This is a genomic window from Telluria sp. LT2P80 (assembly GCF_059685955.1).
This window is the reverse complement of record NZ_JCASIO010000001.1, coordinates 802,412-820,060: the sequence shown is the minus strand read 5'-3', so window position 1 is coordinate 820,060 and position 17,649 is coordinate 802,412. Positions and strand designations below refer to the sequence as shown.

Sequence of the window (17,649 nt, the reverse complement as noted above, 5' to 3'; positions counted from 1 at the left end):
ATGAACCGACCTCATGAAGCGGCGCACAGTCCGATGCACCAGCAGACAGACCCCCTGGCGGCGCTGCGCGCCGCAACCAACGAACAACACGAACGGCTCGACAGCGGCCTGCCGTTATCCGGACCTGCTCCCGACCTGAACGACTACGCGGTGCACCTGACGATGGTGCGCGACTGGCTGGCACCATTGCAGCCGTGGCTGGATTCGTTTCCGGACGGGCCGCAGCTGGTCTTGCCGCCGGTAGAGCGCCTGGCACTGATCGAAGCCGACCTGAACGAGCCGGGCATGCCGCCGCTGCGTGTCCCCGCGCTCGCAAATGCGTGGCCGCGCGATGCCAGTGCGGCCTACCGCTGGGGCGTGTGCTATGTGATCGAAGGCTCGCAGCTGGGTGGCAAGGTGCTGTACGGGAAACTGGCCGGGACGCTGGCGCCGCATCCGCTGCGCTATCTGAAGGGCAGTGACGCCGGGCCGGGCCCGCGCTGGCGCGCGTTTATGCTGGCGCTGAAAGAGCATGTGAGGTCGGCGGACGAGATTGCCGACGCCTGCGAGGGCGCATGCGCGGCATTTGACAGTATTTTGAAGCTGGCCGTCATGCGCTGATATTGGCGGCCCGGCCGCCAATATCGGCAACATCCCGAAAAACGCGGATTACGTCCGCTCGCGTTCCACCCGATTCACCCCGGCCACGCGGCGCAGATTGCGAATCAGTTGCGCCAGGTGCACCCGGTCGGCGATCTGGATCGTGAAGCGCAGCTGCGTCATCATGTTTTCGTCGTCCTCGTCCATGCCCACATACGTGATGTTGGCGTCGGACTCGCCGATCTCGGCAGCCACGCGGGCGAGGATGCCTTTTTCATTGTTGATCAGCAGGCGGATACGGCAGTCGAAGCGGCGGTTGAGATCGTCGCCCCACTGCACGGCGATCCAGCGGTCGGGTTCTTTCGCCAGCAGGCGCTTGGCCGTCTGGCAATCGCAGGTGTGCACCACCAGCGCCTGGTCGCGGCGCAGCTGGCCCGTGATCTGGTCGCCCGGGATCGGCAGGCAGCACGGCGCCAGCTGGACCGCCACGCCTTCGCTGCCATAGATCGTCACCGGGGCGATATCGCTGGCTGGCAGTGGTTTGCTCGACGGCAGCAGATCGGGGTCGCCCTCCATCAGGCCGAAAATCTGGCGCGCCACCAGCGTCGGCATGCGCTTGCCGATGCCGATGTCGGCGTACACTTCTTCCATCGAATTGGCCGACGACTCGCCCAGCAGCCGCTCGACGACGCTGGCCGGCAGATCGGGCTTGATGTTGCGCACGGCCAGCGCCTGGGTCAGCAGTTCGAGACCCAGCTCGGCCGACTCGTTGACGTCGACCAGGCGCAGGTGATGGCGGATCGCCGAGCGCGCCTTGCCGGTGCGGACAAACGTCAGCCAGGTCGGGCTCGGGCGCGAATCGGGCTGCGTGATGATCTCGACGATGTCGCCGTTGTGCAGTTCGGTGCGCAGCGGTTGCTCTTCGTGGTTGATCTTGACGCCCACCGTATGGTCGCCGATGCCGGTGTGGATCGAGTAGGCGAAGTCGAGCGCCGTGGCGCCGCGGGGCAGGGCGATGATCTTCGACTTGGGCGTAAACACATACACCGAATCGGGGAACAGGTCGACCTTGACGTGTTCGAGGAACTCGGCCGAGTCGCCCGTCTGCTGCTGGATGTCGAGCAGCGATTGCAGCCACGCATGGGTGCGCTGCTGCAGGTCGGACATATTCGATTCGCCCGTCTTGTACAGCCAGTGCGCCGCCACGCCGCTTTCGGCGGTGCGGTGCATGTCCTGGGTGCGGATCTGGAATTCGACAGGCGTGCCGTACGGGCCGATCAGCGTCGTGTGCAGCGACTGGTAGCCGTTGATCTTGCCGATGGCGATGTAGTCCTTGAACTTGCCCGGCATCGGCTTGTACAACGCGTGCAGGGTGCCGAGGGCCACGTAACACTCGGCCACGCTGTCGACGACGACGCGGAAACCATACACGTCGAGCACCTGCGAGAACGACAGGTGCTTGTTACGCATCTTCTTGTAAATGCCGTACAGGGTCTTTTCGCGGCCGTGCACTTCGGCTTTCAGGCCGCCGGCCTCGAGCTGGTTCTTGACCGCTTCGAGGATTTTCTTGACCACTTCGCGCCGGTTGCCGCGCGCCGACTTGATCGCCTTGGACAGCGTCTGGTAGCGCACCGGATACAGGTGCGAGAACGACAGGTCCTGCAGCTCGCGGTAGATATTGTTCAGGCCGAGGCGGTGCGCGATCGGCACATACACTTCCATCGTCTCGCCGGCGATGCGGCGCTTCTTGGCCGGAATCATGAAGCCGAGCGTGCGCATATTGTGCAGGCGGTCGGCCAGCTTGATCAGGATGACGCGCACGTCCGACGCCATCGCCAGCAGCATCTTGCGGAAGTTTTCCGCCTGCGCTTCGAGCTGGCTCTGGAATTCGATTTTCTCGAGCTTGGACAGGCCGTCGACGAGGTTGGCGACCTGGGCGCCGAAGCGCTCGATCAGCTCATCCTTCTTGACGTCCTGGTCTTCGATCACGTCATGCAGCAGCGCGGCCATGATGGCTTGCGCATCGAGTTTCCACTCGGCGCAGATCTCGGCAACGGCAATCGGATGGGAGATATAGGGCTCGCCCGACTTGCGGACCTGGCCCAGGTGCATCTCGTCGGAGAAGCGGTAGGCTTCCTTGACCTTTTTGAGCTCGGCAGGGGTGAGGTATTCGGACAGCTTGGTGATCAGCTGCGTCACCGAGGCCACGCCGGGCACGATGGGGCCGGCGGGCTCGATGAAATCGGGCGGACGATTGTCTGCCCGCCGCTCGCGCGGAGCGGGGTTGCGTGAAGCGGGTGAATCTGGAGGTAACAGGTTCATTACGTTAATCGTCTGGCTGCGGTGAGATCAGAATAACAGAAGACGGGATAACGCAAATTCAGGCAACCCCGAATGGGATTACATCGGGACTTTTTTCAGCATTTCGATGCCGACTTTACCAGCGGCGATCTCGCGCAGGGCGACGACGGTTGGCTTGTCCTTGGCTTCGACCTTCGGGGTGTGGCCTTGCAGCAGCTGGCGCGCACGATACGTTGCTGCCAGGGTCAGCTGGAAACGGTTCGGGATGTTCTTGAGGCAGTCTTCGATGGTAATGCGGGCCATGTGTGCTCCTGGGTTGCTGAATGTTGGATGACAATGAGTGCGACAAAGAGTGAAAACAACGCGTGCGGCGCGCCTGCAACGGCGCGCTCGTCAAGATTGTGGTTGATTCGCGTGGATTCCCAGCTGGGCAAACAGCGTAGCGTTGCGGGCAGCTTGTTGGGCAAATCGGCAACGTGTCGCTTTGACAATCGCCTGCAGCTCAGCCAGGGCGACGTTAAACTCTTCGTTGATGATAGCATATTCGAAGTCGGGTGCGTGAGCGATCTCGCCACCCGCCGCCAGCAGGCGCCGCGTGATGATGTGCGGTTCGTCGGTGCCACGCTTGTGCAGACGCTGTTCCAGCGCTTCGATCGATGGCGGCAGGATGAAAATGCCGGCCGCGTCCGGGAACAGCTTGCGCACCTGGCGCGCGCCTTGCCAGTCGATTTCCAGCAGAATATCCGTGCCGTTTTTCATCTCCTGCTCGACCGACAGGCGGCTCGTGCCGTAGTAATTGCCGTGCACTTCAGCCCACTCGAGAAACTCGCCGCGGTCGGCGCGCGTGACGAAGTCGTCGGCGGTCGTGAAGTGGTATTCGCGGCCATCCTGCTCGCCCGGGCGCGGTGCGCGGGTGGTGGTGGAGATGGACAGCTTGATGCCCGGTTCGTTCGCCAGCAGGGCGTTGACCAGGGTCGATTTGCCGGCGCCGGATGGGGCGGCGACGACGAACAGGCTGCCGGAAAAGGCTTGTGGGAGCATGGCGGGGTCCTTTGTCAGTACGGGTATATGCGCGAGCATGGTGTCGCGGGTGGTCATGTTAACGTTGAACGCGTGGACGGGAAACCCGTCCACGCGTTCAACCGGCGCTGGTATCGCTACCGATTCAATTCTGGTGCTTACTCGAGGTTCTGCACCTGTTCACGCATCTGCTCGATGAGCAGCTTGAGCTCCATCGACGCATCGGCCAGTTCCTTCACCGACGCCTTGGCGCCGAGCGTGTTGGCTTCGCGATTGAGCTCTTGCATCATGAAGTCGAGGCGCTTGCCGACCTGGCCCCCTTTTTTCAGGATGTGGCGCGTTTCGTTCAGATGCGCCGACAGGCGCGACAATTCTTCGGACACGTCGATCCGGATGCCGTACAGGGTCACTTCCTGGCGAATCCGCTCCAGCACTTCCTGGCGCGTGAGCGTCGACGGATTGCCGTGACCGGCCAGACCCAGTGCATCCTGCATGCGGTCAATGGCCTTGTTCTGGAATTGCGAAATGACTTGCGGGATCAGCGGCGTGATGCGCTTGACGATCGCTTCCATCGATTCGATGCGCGATTGCAGCATCGTTTCGAGCGCGGCGCCTTCACGCCGGCGGCTGTCGACGAACGCGGCGATGGTGGTGACCGTGAGCGCAGCGACGTCGGCCTGGAGCGACTCCTGGCCGATGGTCGATTCTTCGATGACGCCTGGCCAGCGCAGCAGTTCGGCCACGGTCATCGGCGCGGCCTGGGCGAAGTGACGCGACACTTCGCCTTGCAGGCGAGCCAGGTCGGCCAGCAGTTCCTGATTGAGCGCCGCGGCGCCGCCACTGACCTTGCGGCCGAACGAGACACGCACTTCGACCTTGCCGCGCTGGATGGCGGCCATGATGGCCGTTCGCAGATCGGGTTCCAGCGCGCGCAAATCGTCATTGATGCGGAACTGCAAATCGAGGAAGCGCGAGTTGACGCTCTTGATTTCGATCGTGAGGGTTCCCGCAGCGCCTTCGCTGGTGGCGACCGCATAACCTGTCATGCTTGAAATGCTCAATGAAATCCCCGGTTTTTATTCTTTACAAAGCCGACATTTATCCACACAATCGCGCTGTTTAGCAAGGAAACCCAATTGGATGGCTGCACAGAATAACGCTCCTCTGCCCGCAGGACTCGAAATTGCCGGATACCGCATTGTAAAGAAAATTGCGTCCGGCGGGTTCAGTATTGTTTATCTTGCCTATGACAGCGAGGGCAATGCAGTAGCCATCAAGGAGTACCTGCCAAGCGCGCTGGCGCTGCGTCAGCCGGGGCAATTGATTCCCGTGGTGGCCAAGCCGCACCTGGCGGTGTTTCGCATCGGCCTGAAGTGTTTTTTCGAAGAAGGCCGCGCCCTGGCGCGCATCGTGCACCCCAACGTGGTGCGCGTACTTAATTTCTTTCGCGCCCATGAGACCGTGTATATGGTCATGGCCTACGAGTCAGGGCACTCGCTGCAGGAACACATCGCGCGCGCGGCTGCCAAAGGCAATGGCCTGAGCGAAAACTTCGTGCGCCAGGTGTTCCATGGCGTTTGCAGCGGCCTGCGCGAAGTCCACGCCAACAAGCTGCTGCACCTCGACCTCAAACCGGCCAACATTTATCTGCGTACTGACGGCTCGCCACTGCTGCTCGACTTTGGCGCCGCGCGCCAGACGCTGCACACCGACGCCCCGATGCTCGCGCCGATGTACACGCCGGGCTTCGCTGCGCCCGACCTGTATACACGCGGCGCGGCGCTCGGCCCCTGGACCGATATTTACAGCCTGGGCGCGGCCATGCTCGCCTGCATGAGCCGCTCGACGCCGCCACCGGTCGATGCGCGCCGCATGGACGATCACGTGCCGCGCCATCTGGCGCGCCTGGCAGGCTATTATTCACCGGAGCTGGTCAAACTGGTGGCCGCGTGCCTGGCGCTCGACCCATTGATGCGGCCGCAAAGCGTGTTCGAGATCCAGAAGGTGCTGCAGGCCGCGCCGGCCGCGCCGCCCCCGGCGCGGGCCACGGTCCCATCGGCAGCCGGCGCCTCGGACGAGGTGGTGGACGCACATGAAGCACGCGGCGGCTGGCGCGGCCTGGTCGACCGTCTCGGCGCATTCCGGCGCGATTAAAGGAAGTCATGCAATTCTCGGTGTATCAACAAAGCCATATTGGCGGACGCAAGGTCAACCAGGACCGGATGGGTTACTGCTACACGCGCGATGCCTTGCTGCTGCTGCTGGCCGACGGCATGGGCGGGCACCTGGGTGGCGAGATCGCCGCGACCATCGCGCTGCAGACGGTGTCGGCGATGTTCCGCCTGCAAGCGCGTCCGTACGTGAAAAAGCCCGAGCGCTTCCTCGAAGAAGCGTTGCTGCAGGCGCACCACGATATCCAGGCCTATGCCGTCACCCACGGCCTGTCCGAGATCCCGCGTACTACCGTCGTGGCCTGCCTGATCCAGCACAACTGCGCCGTGTGGGCGCACGTCGGCGACTCGCGTCTGTATTGGGTGCGCCGCAAGCAGGTGCTGGCCTGCACGCGCGACCACTCGCATTTCGAGTACCTGCTCGAGCGCGGCCGCGCCGACCCGTCCGAGCGCAACACGCACCCCGACCGCAACAGGCTGTATAACTGCCTGGGCGCTTCGAGCGCGCCGAAGATCGAGCTGTCGCAGCAGCACAGCCTGCAGCATGGCGACATGCTGCTGCTGTGCTCGGACGGCTTGTGGTCGACCCTGCCCGAAACCGAGATCGTGCATCGCCTGGCCACGAGCGGCGTCGTGCAGGCGGTGCCGGAGCTGGTGCAGATGGCCGCCGCCATCGGCGGGGCGCAGGCCGACAACACGACCGCGCTGGCCATTGCCTGGCAGGGCGCGGCCGGCACCATCGATGCCGACGCGCTCAATGTGATCTCGACCCAGATGCTAGCCGAAGATGCCGTGAGTTCCACCATCGTCGCGGGCGACCCGCTGCCCGAGGGCAGCGATGCGTTCGACGAAGACGATATCGAAAAAGCCATCGCCGAGATCCGCGAAGCGATCGAAAAATCCTCCCAGCTGCTCAAGTAAGGACCGACCCCATGACCTACCCACCGCGCCCGAGCGGCCGCGCGCCAGACCAGCTGCGCCCGATCGTCATCACCCGCAACTACACGCGCCACGCCGAAGGCTCGGTGCTGATCGAGTTCGGCGACACCAAAGTGATCTGCACGGTCAGCATCGAGGACAAGGTGCCGGCCTTCCTGAAAGGGAAGGGCCAGGGCTGGCTGACCGCGGAATACGGGATGCTGCCGCGTTCGACCCACAAGCGCATGGACCGCGAAGCCGCGCGCGGCAAGCAGAGCGGGCGCACGCAGGAAATCCAGCGCCTGATCGGCCGCTCACTGCGCGCCGCATTCAACCTGCACGCGTTTGGCGAGCGCACGCTGCATCTGGATTGCGACGTGATCCAGGCCGACGGCGGCACCCGCACCGCGGCCATCACTGGCGCGATGGTGGCCGCACACGACGCCTTCGGCACGCTGCTCTCATCCTGCGCGATCACGGTGCTGCCGGTGCGGCATTTCGTCGCGGCCGTGTCGGTCGGCATGGTGAACGGCGTGCCGGTGCTCGACCTCGACTATCCCGAAGACGCGAACTGCGACACCGACATGAACGTGGTGATGAACGACCAGGGCCATTTCATCGAAGTGCAGGGCACAGCCGAAGGCGCCGCGTTCGACCGCGCCGCCATGGACCGCCTGCTCGACCTGGCGCAGGCGGGCATCGCCGACCTGATCCATTTGCAGAAGCAGGCGCTGCGGGTGGGCTGACCGGTTCTCGGGCGGCAGGCCCGCGAAGCCGGTAAAATGACCGGTTTCCTCACCAGCACCGTGACCACCATGACCCAGCGCCTGATCCTCGCCTCCAACAACGCCGGCAAACTCAAGGAGTTCGCGCAGCTACTCGGGCCTATCGGCCTCGACCTGCATCCGCAGGGCGAATTCGACGTCCCGGAAGCAGAAGAGCCGTTCGGCACCTTCGTTGAAAATGCGCTGGCCAAGGCGCGCCACGCGTCGCGCCTGACCGGCTTGCCGGCGGTGGCCGACGATTCGGGCGTCTGCGTCAATGCCCTCGGCGGCGCGCCCGGCGTGTATTCGGCGCGCTACGCAAATCTCGCAAACCCCGGCGAGCCCAAATCCGACGCCAACAACAGCCGCAAGCTTGTCGCCGATCTGGCCACGCTCAGCGACAAGTCGGCCTACTACTATTGCGTGCTGGTCTACGTACGCCACCCGGAAGACCCGCAGCCGATCATCGCCGATGGCCGCTGGAATGGCGAAATCATCGCCACGCCGCGCGGCGAGAACGGCTTCGGCTACGATCCGTACTTCTTGATTCCGTCGCTGGGCAAGACCACAGCCGAACTGGCGCCGGACGAGAAAAATGCGTTGTCGCACCGTGGCCAGGCGCTGCGCGCGCTGGTCGAGAAACTGAAAAACACCTGACATGATCCCCATTAAATTCGTCGGCGAGAATGTACCGCAACCGTTGGCCGGCGAGCCCCGTTCGCCCGCCACGGCCGCGCTGCAATACCTGCAGCCGGGCGCGCTGAACCTGACGGCGCTGCCGCCGCTGTCGCTGTACGTGCACTGGCCGTGGTGCGTGCGCAAATGTCCGTACTGCGATTTCAATTCGCACGAAGGCAAGGGCGAGCTGCCCGAGAAAGATTACCTGGACGCGCTGCGCCTCGACCTGGAACAGTCGCTGCCGCTGATCTGGGGCCGCAAGATCCACACCGTCTTCATCGGCGGCGGCACGCCGAGCCTGATGTCGGCCGCGGGCCTGGATCGCCTGATGTCCGACCTGCGCACCTTGCTGCCATTGGAACTCGACGCCGAGATCACGATGGAAGCCAACCCCGGCACTTTCGAGGCCGAGCGCTTCAAGAGTTATCGCGAGAGCGGCATCAACCGCCTGTCGATCGGCATCCAGAGTTTCAACCCGGCGCACCTGAAGGCGCTGGGCCGCATCCACGACGGCGACGAAGCGCTGCGCGCAGTCGAGATCGCAAAAAACACGTTCGACAACTTCAATCTCGACCTGATGTACGCGCTGCCGTCGCAGACGCTGGCCGAGGCGCGCCACGACCTGGAAACGGCGCTCGCGTTCGCGCCGCCGCACCTGTCGCTGTACCACCTGACGATGGAGCCGAACACGGTCTTCGCCAAGTACCCGCCGGCGCTGCCGGACGACGACCTGAGCGCCGACATGCAGGACATGATCGCCGAAGTGACGGGCGCCGCTGGCTACGATTACTACGAAGTCTCGGCCTACGCCAGGGCCGGCCGGCGCGCGCGCCACAACCTGAATTACTGGCAGTTTGGCGACTACCTGGGCATCGGCGCCGGCGCGCATTCGAAAATCTCGTTCCCGCACCGCATTCTGCGCCAGGCCCGCTACAAGCAGCCGGCATCGTTCATCGAGGCGGCAAAGCGCGGCAATCCGGTGCAGGAAGAGCACGAAATCGGCCGCACCGACATGGGCTTCGAGTTCATGCTCAACACGCTGCGCCTGACCGGTGGCTTCGATCCGAACCTGTTCGGCGAGCGCACCGGGATGAGCATCAACACGATTACCAAGTCGCTCAACGAGGCCGAGGCCAAGGGGCTGATCTACCGCGATCACAAGCTGATCAAGCCGACGGAACTGGGCCAGCGTTTTCTGAACGACTTGCAGGAAATGTTTTTGGCCGAGTAAGCGTCCCGGTTTTTCAGGCCTGCACCACGCCTGCCATCGCGGTGAGCGTGCGTGTGAGGCCGGCCACGACGCGCGCCAGGCCATCGAATTCGCCCGGCCGCTGCGCCCCGTCGGTTTCATCGGCGGCCGACGGTGCGGTGTAGAAATAGGGGTAGCCGAGAAAGTCGCTGCCGGTAATCACGAGGGTCGTCGTGGCGGGGCTGTCATCGCCATCGCTATTGCCACCGCGCGAGAGCGTCAAGCCCATCACGTGGACCGAGGTCGCCAGCCCGTGGCGCATCAGCTGCGGGTCGCTGCGTAGTGCTGCAAAGGCTTGGCGCACGCGCTGCGCCGCACCGGGCGTGCCGGTGAATGCGATGAAGTTGCCGGCACCGGTGTCCTCCGCGCCTGATTCTGCAGTCTCCATGAAGAACACGAAGCGGATCTTTGTCCCCGGTGCGGGCCGCAGAGCCTTGACGGCGCGCGCCAGTTCGAGCACAGCCACCGCGCCGACATCGCCCCCCGGCCCGACGCGGGCACCGATCACGAATGTGCGTTCAGGCTTGGCGCCTGGCGTCACGCTTGCAATCGTTGCCTCGATGCTGTGGGCGGCATGGCTGGTGCCGTCGCGGTCGATCCGCTGCCTGTGCAGCACATAGCCATACCGGCGCAGCGATGTGTCGACGTATTGCATGGGGCTGCCTGGCGCATCCGGTGCCAGAGCCCGGGCATGGGCCTGCAGGCGCGCCGCCAAAGGCGCGGTGTCGGACCGCGTCTCGACGGTCAGCGTTGCCAGCACGATCGCAAGCAGGATCGCGAGGATGACTTTCCAGTGCGAGTTGAAGAAATGTCTCATGGCGTCACACGGCGCCGTGCGGCGCGTCGTCGGCGATCGATGCAGCCAGTGTAGCCAATCTCGCAAACTTCGGCGTCGCCGGGGGAGGGCAATGCCGCGCTACAACGTACTGCAGCGTGGATGTCACAACGGGAACAAGAGCCGGGCAAAAAAAACCGGGCCACACAGGCCCGGTTCTCATTCACGACAGTAGCGTCGCAACTTACCTCGCCGCCACCGGCGCCCCATCAGCTTGCGCCGCTGGTTCCACCCAACCACCGCCAAGCACGCGATACAACGCAACTTGATTCTGCAAACGCAGCAGATTGGCCTGCACCGACAACTGCTGCGACTGGAACAGCGAGCGCTGTGCGTCAAGCAGGTCGAGCTGGCTGGCGGCGCCGCTGCGGAAGCGCAGGTCGGACAGGTTGAAGCGGTCGGCTTCGGCTTCGGTCACGGCTGCTTGCGCGCGCAGCTGTTCGCTGTACGTTGCCTGGCCGGCCAGGGCGTCCGCCACTTCGCGGAACGCGGTCTGGATCGACTGCTCGTAGCGCGCCACGGCAATGTCGCGCTGGGCACGGGCGGCGCCCAGCGTGGCGGTGTTGCGGCCGTAGTCGAAGATCGGCAGGATCGCCTGCGGTGCGAACGACCAGCCCCAGGTGCCGCTCTCGAACAGGCCCGACAGCTCGGTGCTGGCGCTGCCGGCGCTGGCCGTCAGCGAGATGCGCGGGAAGAAGTTCGCACGCGCCGCACCGATATTGGCGTTGGCCGCGATCAGCTCTTGCTCGGCCGCGCGGATGTCCGGGCGGTTGGCCAGCAGGTCCGATGGCAGGCCAGCTGGCAGGTCAGGCAGCTCGGTCTTGGCCAGCGTGGCACCGGTCGAGACGTCGGCCGGCAGCGGCTGGCCAACCAGCAGCGTCAGCAGGTTGATGTCCTGGGCGCGGAAGCGCTGTTGCTGCGCCAGCGTGGCCAGGGCCGTTTCAACGAGCGAACGCGATTGCTGGATGTCCAGGCGCGATGCGACACCGTTATCGAAACGCAGCTGCGTCAGACGATCCGAATCCTGGCGCGTCTTGAGCGTGTCCTGCGTGATGCGCAGCAGCTCTTCGTCGGCCAGCAATTGCAGATAAGCGTTGGCAACCGACGCGATCAGGCTGATCTGCGTGGTCTTGCGCGCTTCTTCAGTGGCCAGGTATTGCGCCAGTGCGGCTTCGCTCAGGTTGCGCACCCGGCCGAACAGGTCGAGCTCGAACGACGTGACTTGCAGGCCTGCCTGGTACTGGCTGTTGATCGGCTGGTCTTCACCGACGGTCTGGCGGTTGCCGCTCACACCCAGGCCCACTGACGGCAGGCGATCGGCGCGCGTGATGCGGTACTGCGCACGTGCCTGCTCGATGTTGGCAATGGCGATGCGCAGGTCACGGTTGTTGACCAGCGCCTGGTCGATCAGCTGACGCAGGCGTGGATCGGCAAAGAACTGCTGCCAGGCGACTGCGGCAGGCGCCTGGGTGATTACCGGGCTGGTCGATGCCGTGGCGGCCTGTGGCACGGCCGGGAAGGTACCCGCCACCGGGGCAGCAGGGCGCTCATAGTCCGGCGCCAGCGACATGCAGCCGGCGAGTGCCATCGACAGCGCCAGTGGCGTGACGATCAGTTTGATGTGCTTGATCATACTTATTTCCCTTCTTCTGCGGCCTGGCGTTCCTGTTTCTCCAGGGCATGCTGTTTTTCCTGCGCATGGGCGTACATCTTGTTCTGGCGCTCGCTGCCCTTGAAGAGCGTACGGATCACGACAAAGAACACTGGCACGAAAATCACGCCGAGCACGGTGGCCGTAATCATACCGCCCATTACACCGGTACCGATGGCGCGCTGCGATGCCGAACCGGCGCCGCCCGCGAGGACCAGCGGCAGCACGCCGAGGATGAAGGCGAGCGACGTCATGATGATCGGGCGGAAGCGCAGGTGAGCCGCTTCGAGCGCCGCGTCGAACGGTGACTTGCCTTCGGCCTGCAGGTCCTTGGCGAATTCGACGATCAGAATCGCGTTCTTCGCCGCCAGGCCAATGATGGTGATCAGGCCGACCTTGAAGTAGACGTCGTTCGACAAGCCCCGCATATTGGCCGCCAGCAGCGAGCCGAGAATACCCAGCGGTACCACCAGCAGCACGGCCACCGGGATGGTCCAGCTTTCATACAGCGCGGCCAGGGCCAGGAACACCGCGAGCAGCGCGAAGCCGATCAGGATGAACACGGTCGATCCGGACAGCAGTTCTTCGCGCGACTGGCCGGTCCACTCGTACGAGAAACCAGCGGGCAGGCGTTCTGCCAGACGCTGCATCTCGTCCAGCGCTTCGCCGCTCGAGTAACCCGGCGCGGCTTCACCGGTCAGCTTCATCGCCGGATAGCCGTTGTAGCGGTTGGTCTGCATCGGGCCGGTGGTCCATTCGGTCGTCGCGAACGACGACAGCGGCACCGGCTGGCCCTGGGTATTCATCGCGTTGATGCGCAGCAGATCGTCCGGCTGCATACGCTGCGGCGCATCGGCCTGCACAATCACGCGCTGCAGGCGGCCGGCGTTCGGGAAGTCGTTGACGTACGACGAACCCATCGACGTCGACAGTGCCGTATTGATCGCGGCGAAGCTCACGCCCAGGGCTTGCGCCTTGTCGCGGTTGATGTTCAGCTTGAGCTGCGGTGCATCTTCCAGACCTTCCGGACGCATGCCCGTCAGGATCTTGCTCTGCGACGCCATGCCCAGCATCTGGTTACGCGCGGCCAGCAGGGCGGCGTGGCCGTTGCCGGCACGATCCTGCAGGCGGAACGAGAAGCCGGTACCGGTGCCCAGTTCCGGGATTGGCGGCGGGCTCACCACGAAGATGAACGAGTCGCGCAGCGCCCCCATGTGGCCCATGATGCGCCCCGCGAACGATTGCGCGTCCTGGCCGTCGCCCTTGCGCTCGTCCCATGCTTTCATCGGGATAAACGCCAGACCCATGTTCTGGCCCTGGCCCGAGAACGAGAAGCCGGTCAGGGCCACGATGTTCGCCGTTTCCGGCTGCTTCATCACGAACTCTTCCATTGCACGCATCACGGCGCCGGTACGTTCGGCCGTCGCGCCTGGTGGCAGCTGGACGTTGGCGATCACATAGCCCTGGTCTTCGTTCGGCAGGAACGAATTCGGCAGGCGCGTGAACATCACACCGACCACGACGACCAGCACGGCAAACACGACCATCCAGCGGCCGGCACGCTTCATGAGAGCGCCGACGAAGCCTTCGTACTTCTTGGCACCGGTGGTGAACTTGCGGTTGAACCAGCCGAAGAAGCCCTTCTTGGTGTGATTGTGGCCGGCTTCGATAGGTTTGAGCAGGTGCGCACACAGCGCCGGGGTCAAGGACAGCGCCAGGAATGCCGAGAAGGCAATCGAGGTGACCATGACCACCGAGAACTGGCGGTAGATGTTACCGACCGCGCCAGCGAAGAACGCCAGCGGCACGAACACGGCGATCAGGACCACGGTCACGCCGATGATGGCGCCCGAAATCTGGCCCATCGCCTTGCGCGTGGCTTCCAGCGGCGGCAGACCTTCTTCGCTCATGATGCGCTCGACGTTCTCGACCACCACAATGGCATCATCGACGACGATACCAATCACGAGCACCATGCCGAACATGGTCAGCACGTTGATCGAGAAGCCCATCGCCAGCAGGCAGGCAAACGAGCCCAGCAGTGCGATTGGCACCACGATGGTCGGGATCAGCGTATAGCGGAAGTTCTGCAGGAACAGGTACATCACCAGGAACACCAGCACGATCGCTTCGATCAGCGTGTGCACCACTTGCTCGATCGAGATCGAGATGAAGGTGGTGGAGTCGTAAGGGATCGAGTACTTCACACCGGCCGGGAAGAGCTTCTGCAGCTCGGCCATGCGGGCCTTGATCAGATCGGCGGTTTCAAGGGCGTTACCGGCTGGCGCCAGCTGCACGCCGATACCGGCCGATGGCTTGCCGTTCAGGCGCGCCGAGGTCGCATACGACTGGCCGCCGACTTCGATGCGGGCGACGTCCTTCAGGCGCACGGTCGAGCCGTCCTGGTTGGCGCGCAGCACGATGTTGCCGAACTGTTCGACGTTCGACAGTTGGCCCGTCACGATGACGGTGGCGCTGATCTGCTGGCCTTGCGCGATCGGCAAGTCACCGATCGTGCCCGATGCGACCTGGGCATTCTGCTGCGAGATCGCGCTCGTGACGTCGGCCGGCGACAGGTTGTAGCCGACCAGCTTGGTCGGATCGATCCAGATCCGCATGGCCTTCTCGGTACCGAACAGCTGGGCCTGGCCAACGCCGGTAATACGCTGGATTTCAGGCAGCACATTGCGCGACGCGTAATCGCCCAGCGCAATATTGTCCATCTTCGGGTCATCCGACGACAGGATCGTAAACAGCAGGAAGTTCGAGCGCGACTTGTCGACGCGCACACCTTGCTGCGTCACTGCCGGTGGCAGACGCGGGGTCGCGCGCGACAGGCGGTTCTGAACGTCAACCTGGGCCAGTTCCGGATCAGTGCCGGTCTCGAAGGAAATGGTAATCGAGCCAGTGCCGTTGGCCTGGCTGGTCGATTCCATGTAGATCATGCCCTGGGCACCGTTCATCTCGCGTTCGATAATCGAGATGACGGAATCCTCCAGAGTCTGCGCCGACGCACCCGGGTAGGTGACGTTGACGACGATCGCGGGTGGCGCCACGGAGGGGTATTGGGCGATCGGCAACTGCTTGATCGCAACAGTACCCAGCACCATGATGAACAGCGCGATCACCCATGCAAAAATTGGGCGGTCAATAAAAAAACGTGCCATTGAAAAGTCCTGTTCGTTTTATTCTTAGCGGCTGCTGTTGGCCGGGGTCGTTGCACCCGCTGCCGGCGAACCGGAATTCGGGGTGCGCGCACCGGGTGCATTCGCGCCAGCGGCGGCCTGGGCGCCGGCAGCGTTCGGCTGGGCAGCCGGGGCGCCTGCCTGGGCCGGTGCCTGGGCGGCGACCGGGGTCCATGGCACCGGCTTGACCGGCGTGCCTGGCGGCAGCATCTGCAGCTTCTGGAAGCCATCGACCATGACTTGTTCGCCTTCTTTCAGGCCGTCGGTGACGATCCAGCTCTCGCCTTGCTGCGAAGCGATCTTGACCGTGCGGGACACTGGCTTGTTGTCGGCACCGATGACCATCACGGTATCGCCGTTCTGGCCGCCACGGGTGACCGCTTGCTGCGGCACCAGGATGCCACGCGTTTCCGACTGCGACAGGCGCACGCGTGCGTACTGGCCCGGGAGCAGGGCGTTGTCCGGATTGTCGATGGCGGCGCGCAGCGTGACCTGGCCGCTCGTTTCGTCGACAGTCACATCCGAGAACAGCAGCTTGCCCTTGCGCGGCAACACGGTACCGTCGTCGAGCACGACCGTGACCGGCAGCTCGGCATCGATCCTGCCGCCGGCCTGCTTGCGCAGGCGCTGCAGATCGTTGGCCGACTGGGTGATGTTCAGGTACATGCGGTCGGTCTGCTGGATCAGGGCCAGCTCGGTCGACTGGGTTGCCGAGACCAGCGCACCTTCGGTGACCAGCGAACGGCCGATGCGGCCGGAAATCGGTGCGTTGACGTTGGTGTAGCCCAAATTGATCTGCGCCACACGGACCTGCGCGCGGGCTGCGGCCACTTCGGCCTCACCCTGGCGTTGCGCTGCGACGGCGTTGTCGAATTCCTGTTTGCTGACGGCAGCGGCTTCGACCAGTGGCTTGTAGCGATCGGCAATCGACTTGGCCGCCACCAGATTGGCCTGGGCGCGCGCCAGGTCAGCCTGGGCGGAAGCGACCTGGGCCTGGTACGGCGCAGCGTCGATCTGATACAGCGCCTGGCCCTGCTTGACCATGCTGCCCTCGGTGAACAGGCGTTTCTGGACATTGCCATCGACGCGCGCGCGAACCTGGGCGGTGCGGATTGCCTCGACGCGGGCTGGCAGCTCGGTCTGCAATGCGACGGTTTCGATCTTGGTGGTGATGACACCGGCCTGGACGGCTGGAGCTTGCTGGCCGCCAGGGGCGGCGCCGGCTGGGGCTGCATCTTTCTTGCCGCAGGCGGACAACAGAACCAGGGCTGCCAGAGTGGCGGCAGCGACCCGGGTCAGGGACGGGGACGAGGATTGGGCAGGGCGCATTACGTGTGCTTCCTTCTAGTTAGTAACGCGTCGACGTCACCCGGCGCTCAGGAAAACATGGCGAAGGGTGATATCAACACTGGCTTTTGCAAATAGTTTTATATACTATCACGACTGTATGTAAAATGTTTGCCCCCTTGTAATTTTGGAGTAGCCCCCGAATATGGTCCGCAGGACGAAAGAAGAAGCCGCCGCAACACGCGATAGCATCCTTGACGCAGCAGAAATTTTGTTCGCAAAACATGGCGTTTCAAGAACAACTTTACAGCATATTGCTACCGCGGCGGGCGTGACGCGCGGCGCAATTTATTGGCATTTTGTCGACAAGGGCGCCGTGTTCAGCGCCATGATGGAACGCGCCACGATGCCGATGGATGCCGCCGTGAAGCTGGCAGGCGAACGCGCGGACACCGATCCGCTGCAAAGCCTGCGCAACGAAATGCTGGCCGTGCTGCAGATCGTGGAAGGCGACGAGAAGGCGCGCCGCGTGTTCGAGATCGCCACGCTCAAAACCGAATTCACCGACGAGGTCGATTCGGCCCGCGCGCACAAGCGCGAATCGGTAGCGCGCTGGCGCGGCCGGCTGCAGGATCAGTTCACGCAGGCCGTGGCCGACGGCACGTTGCCAGCCGCAGTCGACCCGCGCAAGGCATCGATGTCGGTCTGGGTCATGCTCGACGGCCTGATCCGCAACTGGATCTTCGAGCCGGGCGCATTCGAGCTGGTCGACCTGGGCGCCGAGCTGATCGATACCTACATGGCAGGCTTGCGCGCCCGCTAAACCCTGGTTTTACAAATGTAAAAACAAGAAAAGCGGGGGTCAGGTCTGACATTCGGACACGATCTCAACAGTCGATCAAAAAAAGCGTGGGTCGGGTCTGACATTCGAAGTAGAAGCGGGGGGGCGGTGGGAGGGTGAGAAGGGGGGGGGGGGGGGGGGGGTGCAGGGGAGAACGACTGGTAAGGGGG

General features: G+C 63.9%; 15 protein-coding genes and 1 pseudogene. 8 read left to right on the top strand and 8 right to left on the bottom strand.

The annotated features are described in order from the left end of the window. The gene (locus AC56LW_RS03600) at positions 1-600 is read left to right on the top strand and encodes a biliverdin-producing heme oxygenase (RefSeq protein ID WP_499631709.1); all 600 of its coding nucleotides are present in this window, start codon (positions 1-3) and stop codon (positions 598-600) included. Between the two features lie 48 nt (positions 601-648). Here the strand turns inward: AC56LW_RS03600 and AC56LW_RS03595 are convergent, their stop codons facing one another. The 4 genes from AC56LW_RS03595 to AC56LW_RS03580 form a co-directional block, all read right to left on the bottom strand. Beyond that, positions 649-2,901 (bottom strand): RelA/SpoT family protein, encoded by a 2,253-nt coding sequence (locus AC56LW_RS03595; protein WP_499631706.1) that lies wholly within the window; start codon positions 2,899-2,901, stop codon positions 649-651. Between the two features lie 78 nt (positions 2,902-2,979). Next, on the bottom strand, positions 2,980-3,183 hold the full coding sequence (gene rpoZ, locus AC56LW_RS03590) for a DNA-directed RNA polymerase subunit omega (protein ID WP_019922806.1): 204 nt from the start codon (positions 3,181-3,183) through the stop codon (positions 2,980-2,982). Between the two features lie 90 nt (positions 3,184-3,273). Continuing rightward, on the bottom strand, positions 3,274-3,921 hold the full coding sequence (gmk, locus tag AC56LW_RS03585; protein ID WP_499631703.1) for a guanylate kinase: 648 nt from the start codon (positions 3,919-3,921) through the stop codon (positions 3,274-3,276). A 137-nt stretch (positions 3,922-4,058) separates the two neighbouring features. Next, positions 4,059-4,946 carry a YicC/YloC family endoribonuclease gene (locus AC56LW_RS03580; protein WP_183555678.1) on the bottom strand — a complete coding sequence of 296 codons (888 nt, stop codon included), beginning with the start codon at positions 4,944-4,946 and terminating at the stop codon, positions 4,059-4,061. Between the two features lie 94 nt (positions 4,947-5,040). Here AC56LW_RS03580 and AC56LW_RS03575 point away from each other — a divergent pair, with 94 nt between their 5' ends. From AC56LW_RS03575 to hemW, 5 genes are all read left to right on the top strand, one after another. Continuing rightward, positions 5,041-6,054 (top strand): serine/threonine-protein kinase, encoded by a 1,014-nt coding sequence (locus AC56LW_RS03575; RefSeq protein ID WP_332533762.1) that lies wholly within the window; start codon positions 5,041-5,043, stop codon positions 6,052-6,054. Between the two features lie 8 nt (positions 6,055-6,062). Next, complete coding sequence (locus AC56LW_RS03570) at positions 6,063-6,992, top strand: PP2C family protein-serine/threonine phosphatase (RefSeq protein ID WP_332533761.1); 930 nt, start codon at positions 6,063-6,065, stop codon at positions 6,990-6,992. 11 nt (positions 6,993-7,003) lie between these two features. Further along, on the top strand, positions 7,004-7,735 hold the full coding sequence (gene rph / locus AC56LW_RS03565) for a ribonuclease PH (protein WP_499631699.1): 732 nt from the start codon (positions 7,004-7,006) through the stop codon (positions 7,733-7,735). Positions 7,736-7,804: 69 nt separating this feature from the next. Further along, positions 7,805-8,410 carry an RdgB/HAM1 family non-canonical purine NTP pyrophosphatase gene (gene rdgB / locus AC56LW_RS03560; RefSeq protein ID WP_499632881.1) on the top strand — a complete coding sequence of 202 codons (606 nt, stop codon included), beginning with the start codon at positions 7,805-7,807 and terminating at the stop codon, positions 8,408-8,410. A gap of 1 nt (position 8,411) precedes the next feature. Continuing rightward, entirely contained in the window at positions 8,412-9,662 is a 1,251-nt protein-coding gene (gene hemW, locus AC56LW_RS03555; RefSeq protein ID WP_499631696.1) for a radical SAM family heme chaperone HemW, read from the top strand. A gap of 13 nt (positions 9,663-9,675) precedes the next feature. Here the strand turns inward: hemW and AC56LW_RS03550 are convergent, their stop codons facing one another. The 4 genes from AC56LW_RS03550 to AC56LW_RS03535 all read right to left on the bottom strand — a co-directional run bounded on the left by AC56LW_RS03550 (position 9,676) and on the right by AC56LW_RS03535 (position 16,680). Then, complete coding sequence (locus AC56LW_RS03550; RefSeq protein ID WP_499631694.1) at positions 9,676-10,497, bottom strand: zinc-binding metallopeptidase family protein; 822 nt, start codon at positions 10,495-10,497, stop codon at positions 9,676-9,678. Between the two features lie 202 nt (positions 10,498-10,699). Continuing rightward, positions 10,700-12,148: an efflux transporter outer membrane subunit gene (locus tag AC56LW_RS03545; RefSeq protein WP_332533758.1), complete on the bottom strand. Its 1,449-nt coding sequence runs from the start codon at positions 12,146-12,148 to the stop codon at positions 10,700-10,702. 2 nt (positions 12,149-12,150) lie between these two features. Continuing rightward, entirely contained in the window at positions 12,151-15,333 is a 3,183-nt protein-coding gene (locus AC56LW_RS03540; protein ID WP_499631691.1) for an efflux RND transporter permease subunit, read from the bottom strand. 24 nt (positions 15,334-15,357) lie between these two features. Further along, positions 15,358-16,680, bottom strand: a complete 1,323-nt coding sequence (locus tag AC56LW_RS03535) for an efflux RND transporter periplasmic adaptor subunit (protein WP_499570025.1) — start codon at positions 16,678-16,680, stop codon at positions 15,358-15,360. 163 nt (positions 16,681-16,843) lie between these two features. Between AC56LW_RS03535 and AC56LW_RS03530 the strand changes: the two are divergent. Together AC56LW_RS03530 and AC56LW_RS03525 are read left to right on the top strand one after the other, a co-directional pair. Further along, positions 16,844-16,969: pseudogene (locus AC56LW_RS03530) on the top strand (TetR family transcriptional regulator); the annotation flags it as partial. Further along, positions 16,970-17,461, top strand: coding sequence for a TetR family transcriptional regulator C-terminal domain-containing protein (locus tag AC56LW_RS03525; RefSeq protein WP_499632878.1), 492 nt, complete (start codon positions 16,970-16,972; stop codon positions 17,459-17,461). The last annotated feature ends 188 nt before the right edge of the window (positions 17,462-17,649 follow it).

What these genes read in the sequence shown, in the direction of transcription:
- AC56LW_RS03550 (WP_499631694.1), bottom strand. Translation starts at nt 10,497, where the DNA reads ATGAGACATTTCTTCAACTCGCACTGGAAAGTCATCCTCGCGATCCTG.
- AC56LW_RS03540 (WP_499631691.1), bottom strand. Translation starts at nt 15,333, where the DNA reads ATGGCACGTTTTTTTATTGACCGCCCAATTTTTGCATGGGTGATCGCG.
- gmk (WP_499631703.1), bottom strand. Translation starts at nt 3,921, where the DNA reads ATGCTCCCACAAGCCTTTTCCGGCAGCCTGTTCGTCGTCGCCGCCCCA.
- AC56LW_RS03595 (WP_499631706.1), bottom strand. Translation starts at nt 2,901, where the DNA reads ATGAACCTGTTACCTCCAGATTCACCCGCTTCACGCAACCCCGCTCCG.
- hemW (WP_499631696.1), top strand. Translation starts at nt 8,412, where the DNA reads ATGATCCCCATTAAATTCGTCGGCGAGAATGTACCGCAACCGTTGGCC.
- AC56LW_RS03545 (WP_332533758.1), bottom strand. Translation starts at nt 12,148, where the DNA reads ATGATCAAGCACATCAAACTGATCGTCACGCCACTGGCGCTGTCGATG.
- AC56LW_RS03600 (WP_499631709.1), top strand. Translation starts at nt 1, where the DNA reads ATGAACCGACCTCATGAAGCGGCGCACAGTCCGATGCACCAGCAGACA.
- AC56LW_RS03535 (WP_499570025.1), bottom strand. Translation starts at nt 16,680, where the DNA reads ATGCGCCCTGCCCAATCCTCGTCCCCGTCCCTGACCCGGGTCGCTGCC.
- AC56LW_RS03570 (WP_332533761.1), top strand. Translation starts at nt 6,063, where the DNA reads ATGCAATTCTCGGTGTATCAACAAAGCCATATTGGCGGACGCAAGGTC.
- rdgB (WP_499632881.1), top strand. Translation starts at nt 7,805, where the DNA reads ATGACCCAGCGCCTGATCCTCGCCTCCAACAACGCCGGCAAACTCAAG.
- AC56LW_RS03580 (WP_183555678.1), bottom strand. Translation starts at nt 4,946, where the DNA reads ATGACAGGTTATGCGGTCGCCACCAGCGAAGGCGCTGCGGGAACCCTC.
- AC56LW_RS03575 (WP_332533762.1), top strand. Translation starts at nt 5,041, where the DNA reads ATGGCTGCACAGAATAACGCTCCTCTGCCCGCAGGACTCGAAATTGCC.
- rph (WP_499631699.1), top strand. Translation starts at nt 7,004, where the DNA reads ATGACCTACCCACCGCGCCCGAGCGGCCGCGCGCCAGACCAGCTGCGC.
- rpoZ (WP_019922806.1), bottom strand. Translation starts at nt 3,183, where the DNA reads ATGGCCCGCATTACCATCGAAGACTGCCTCAAGAACATCCCGAACCGT.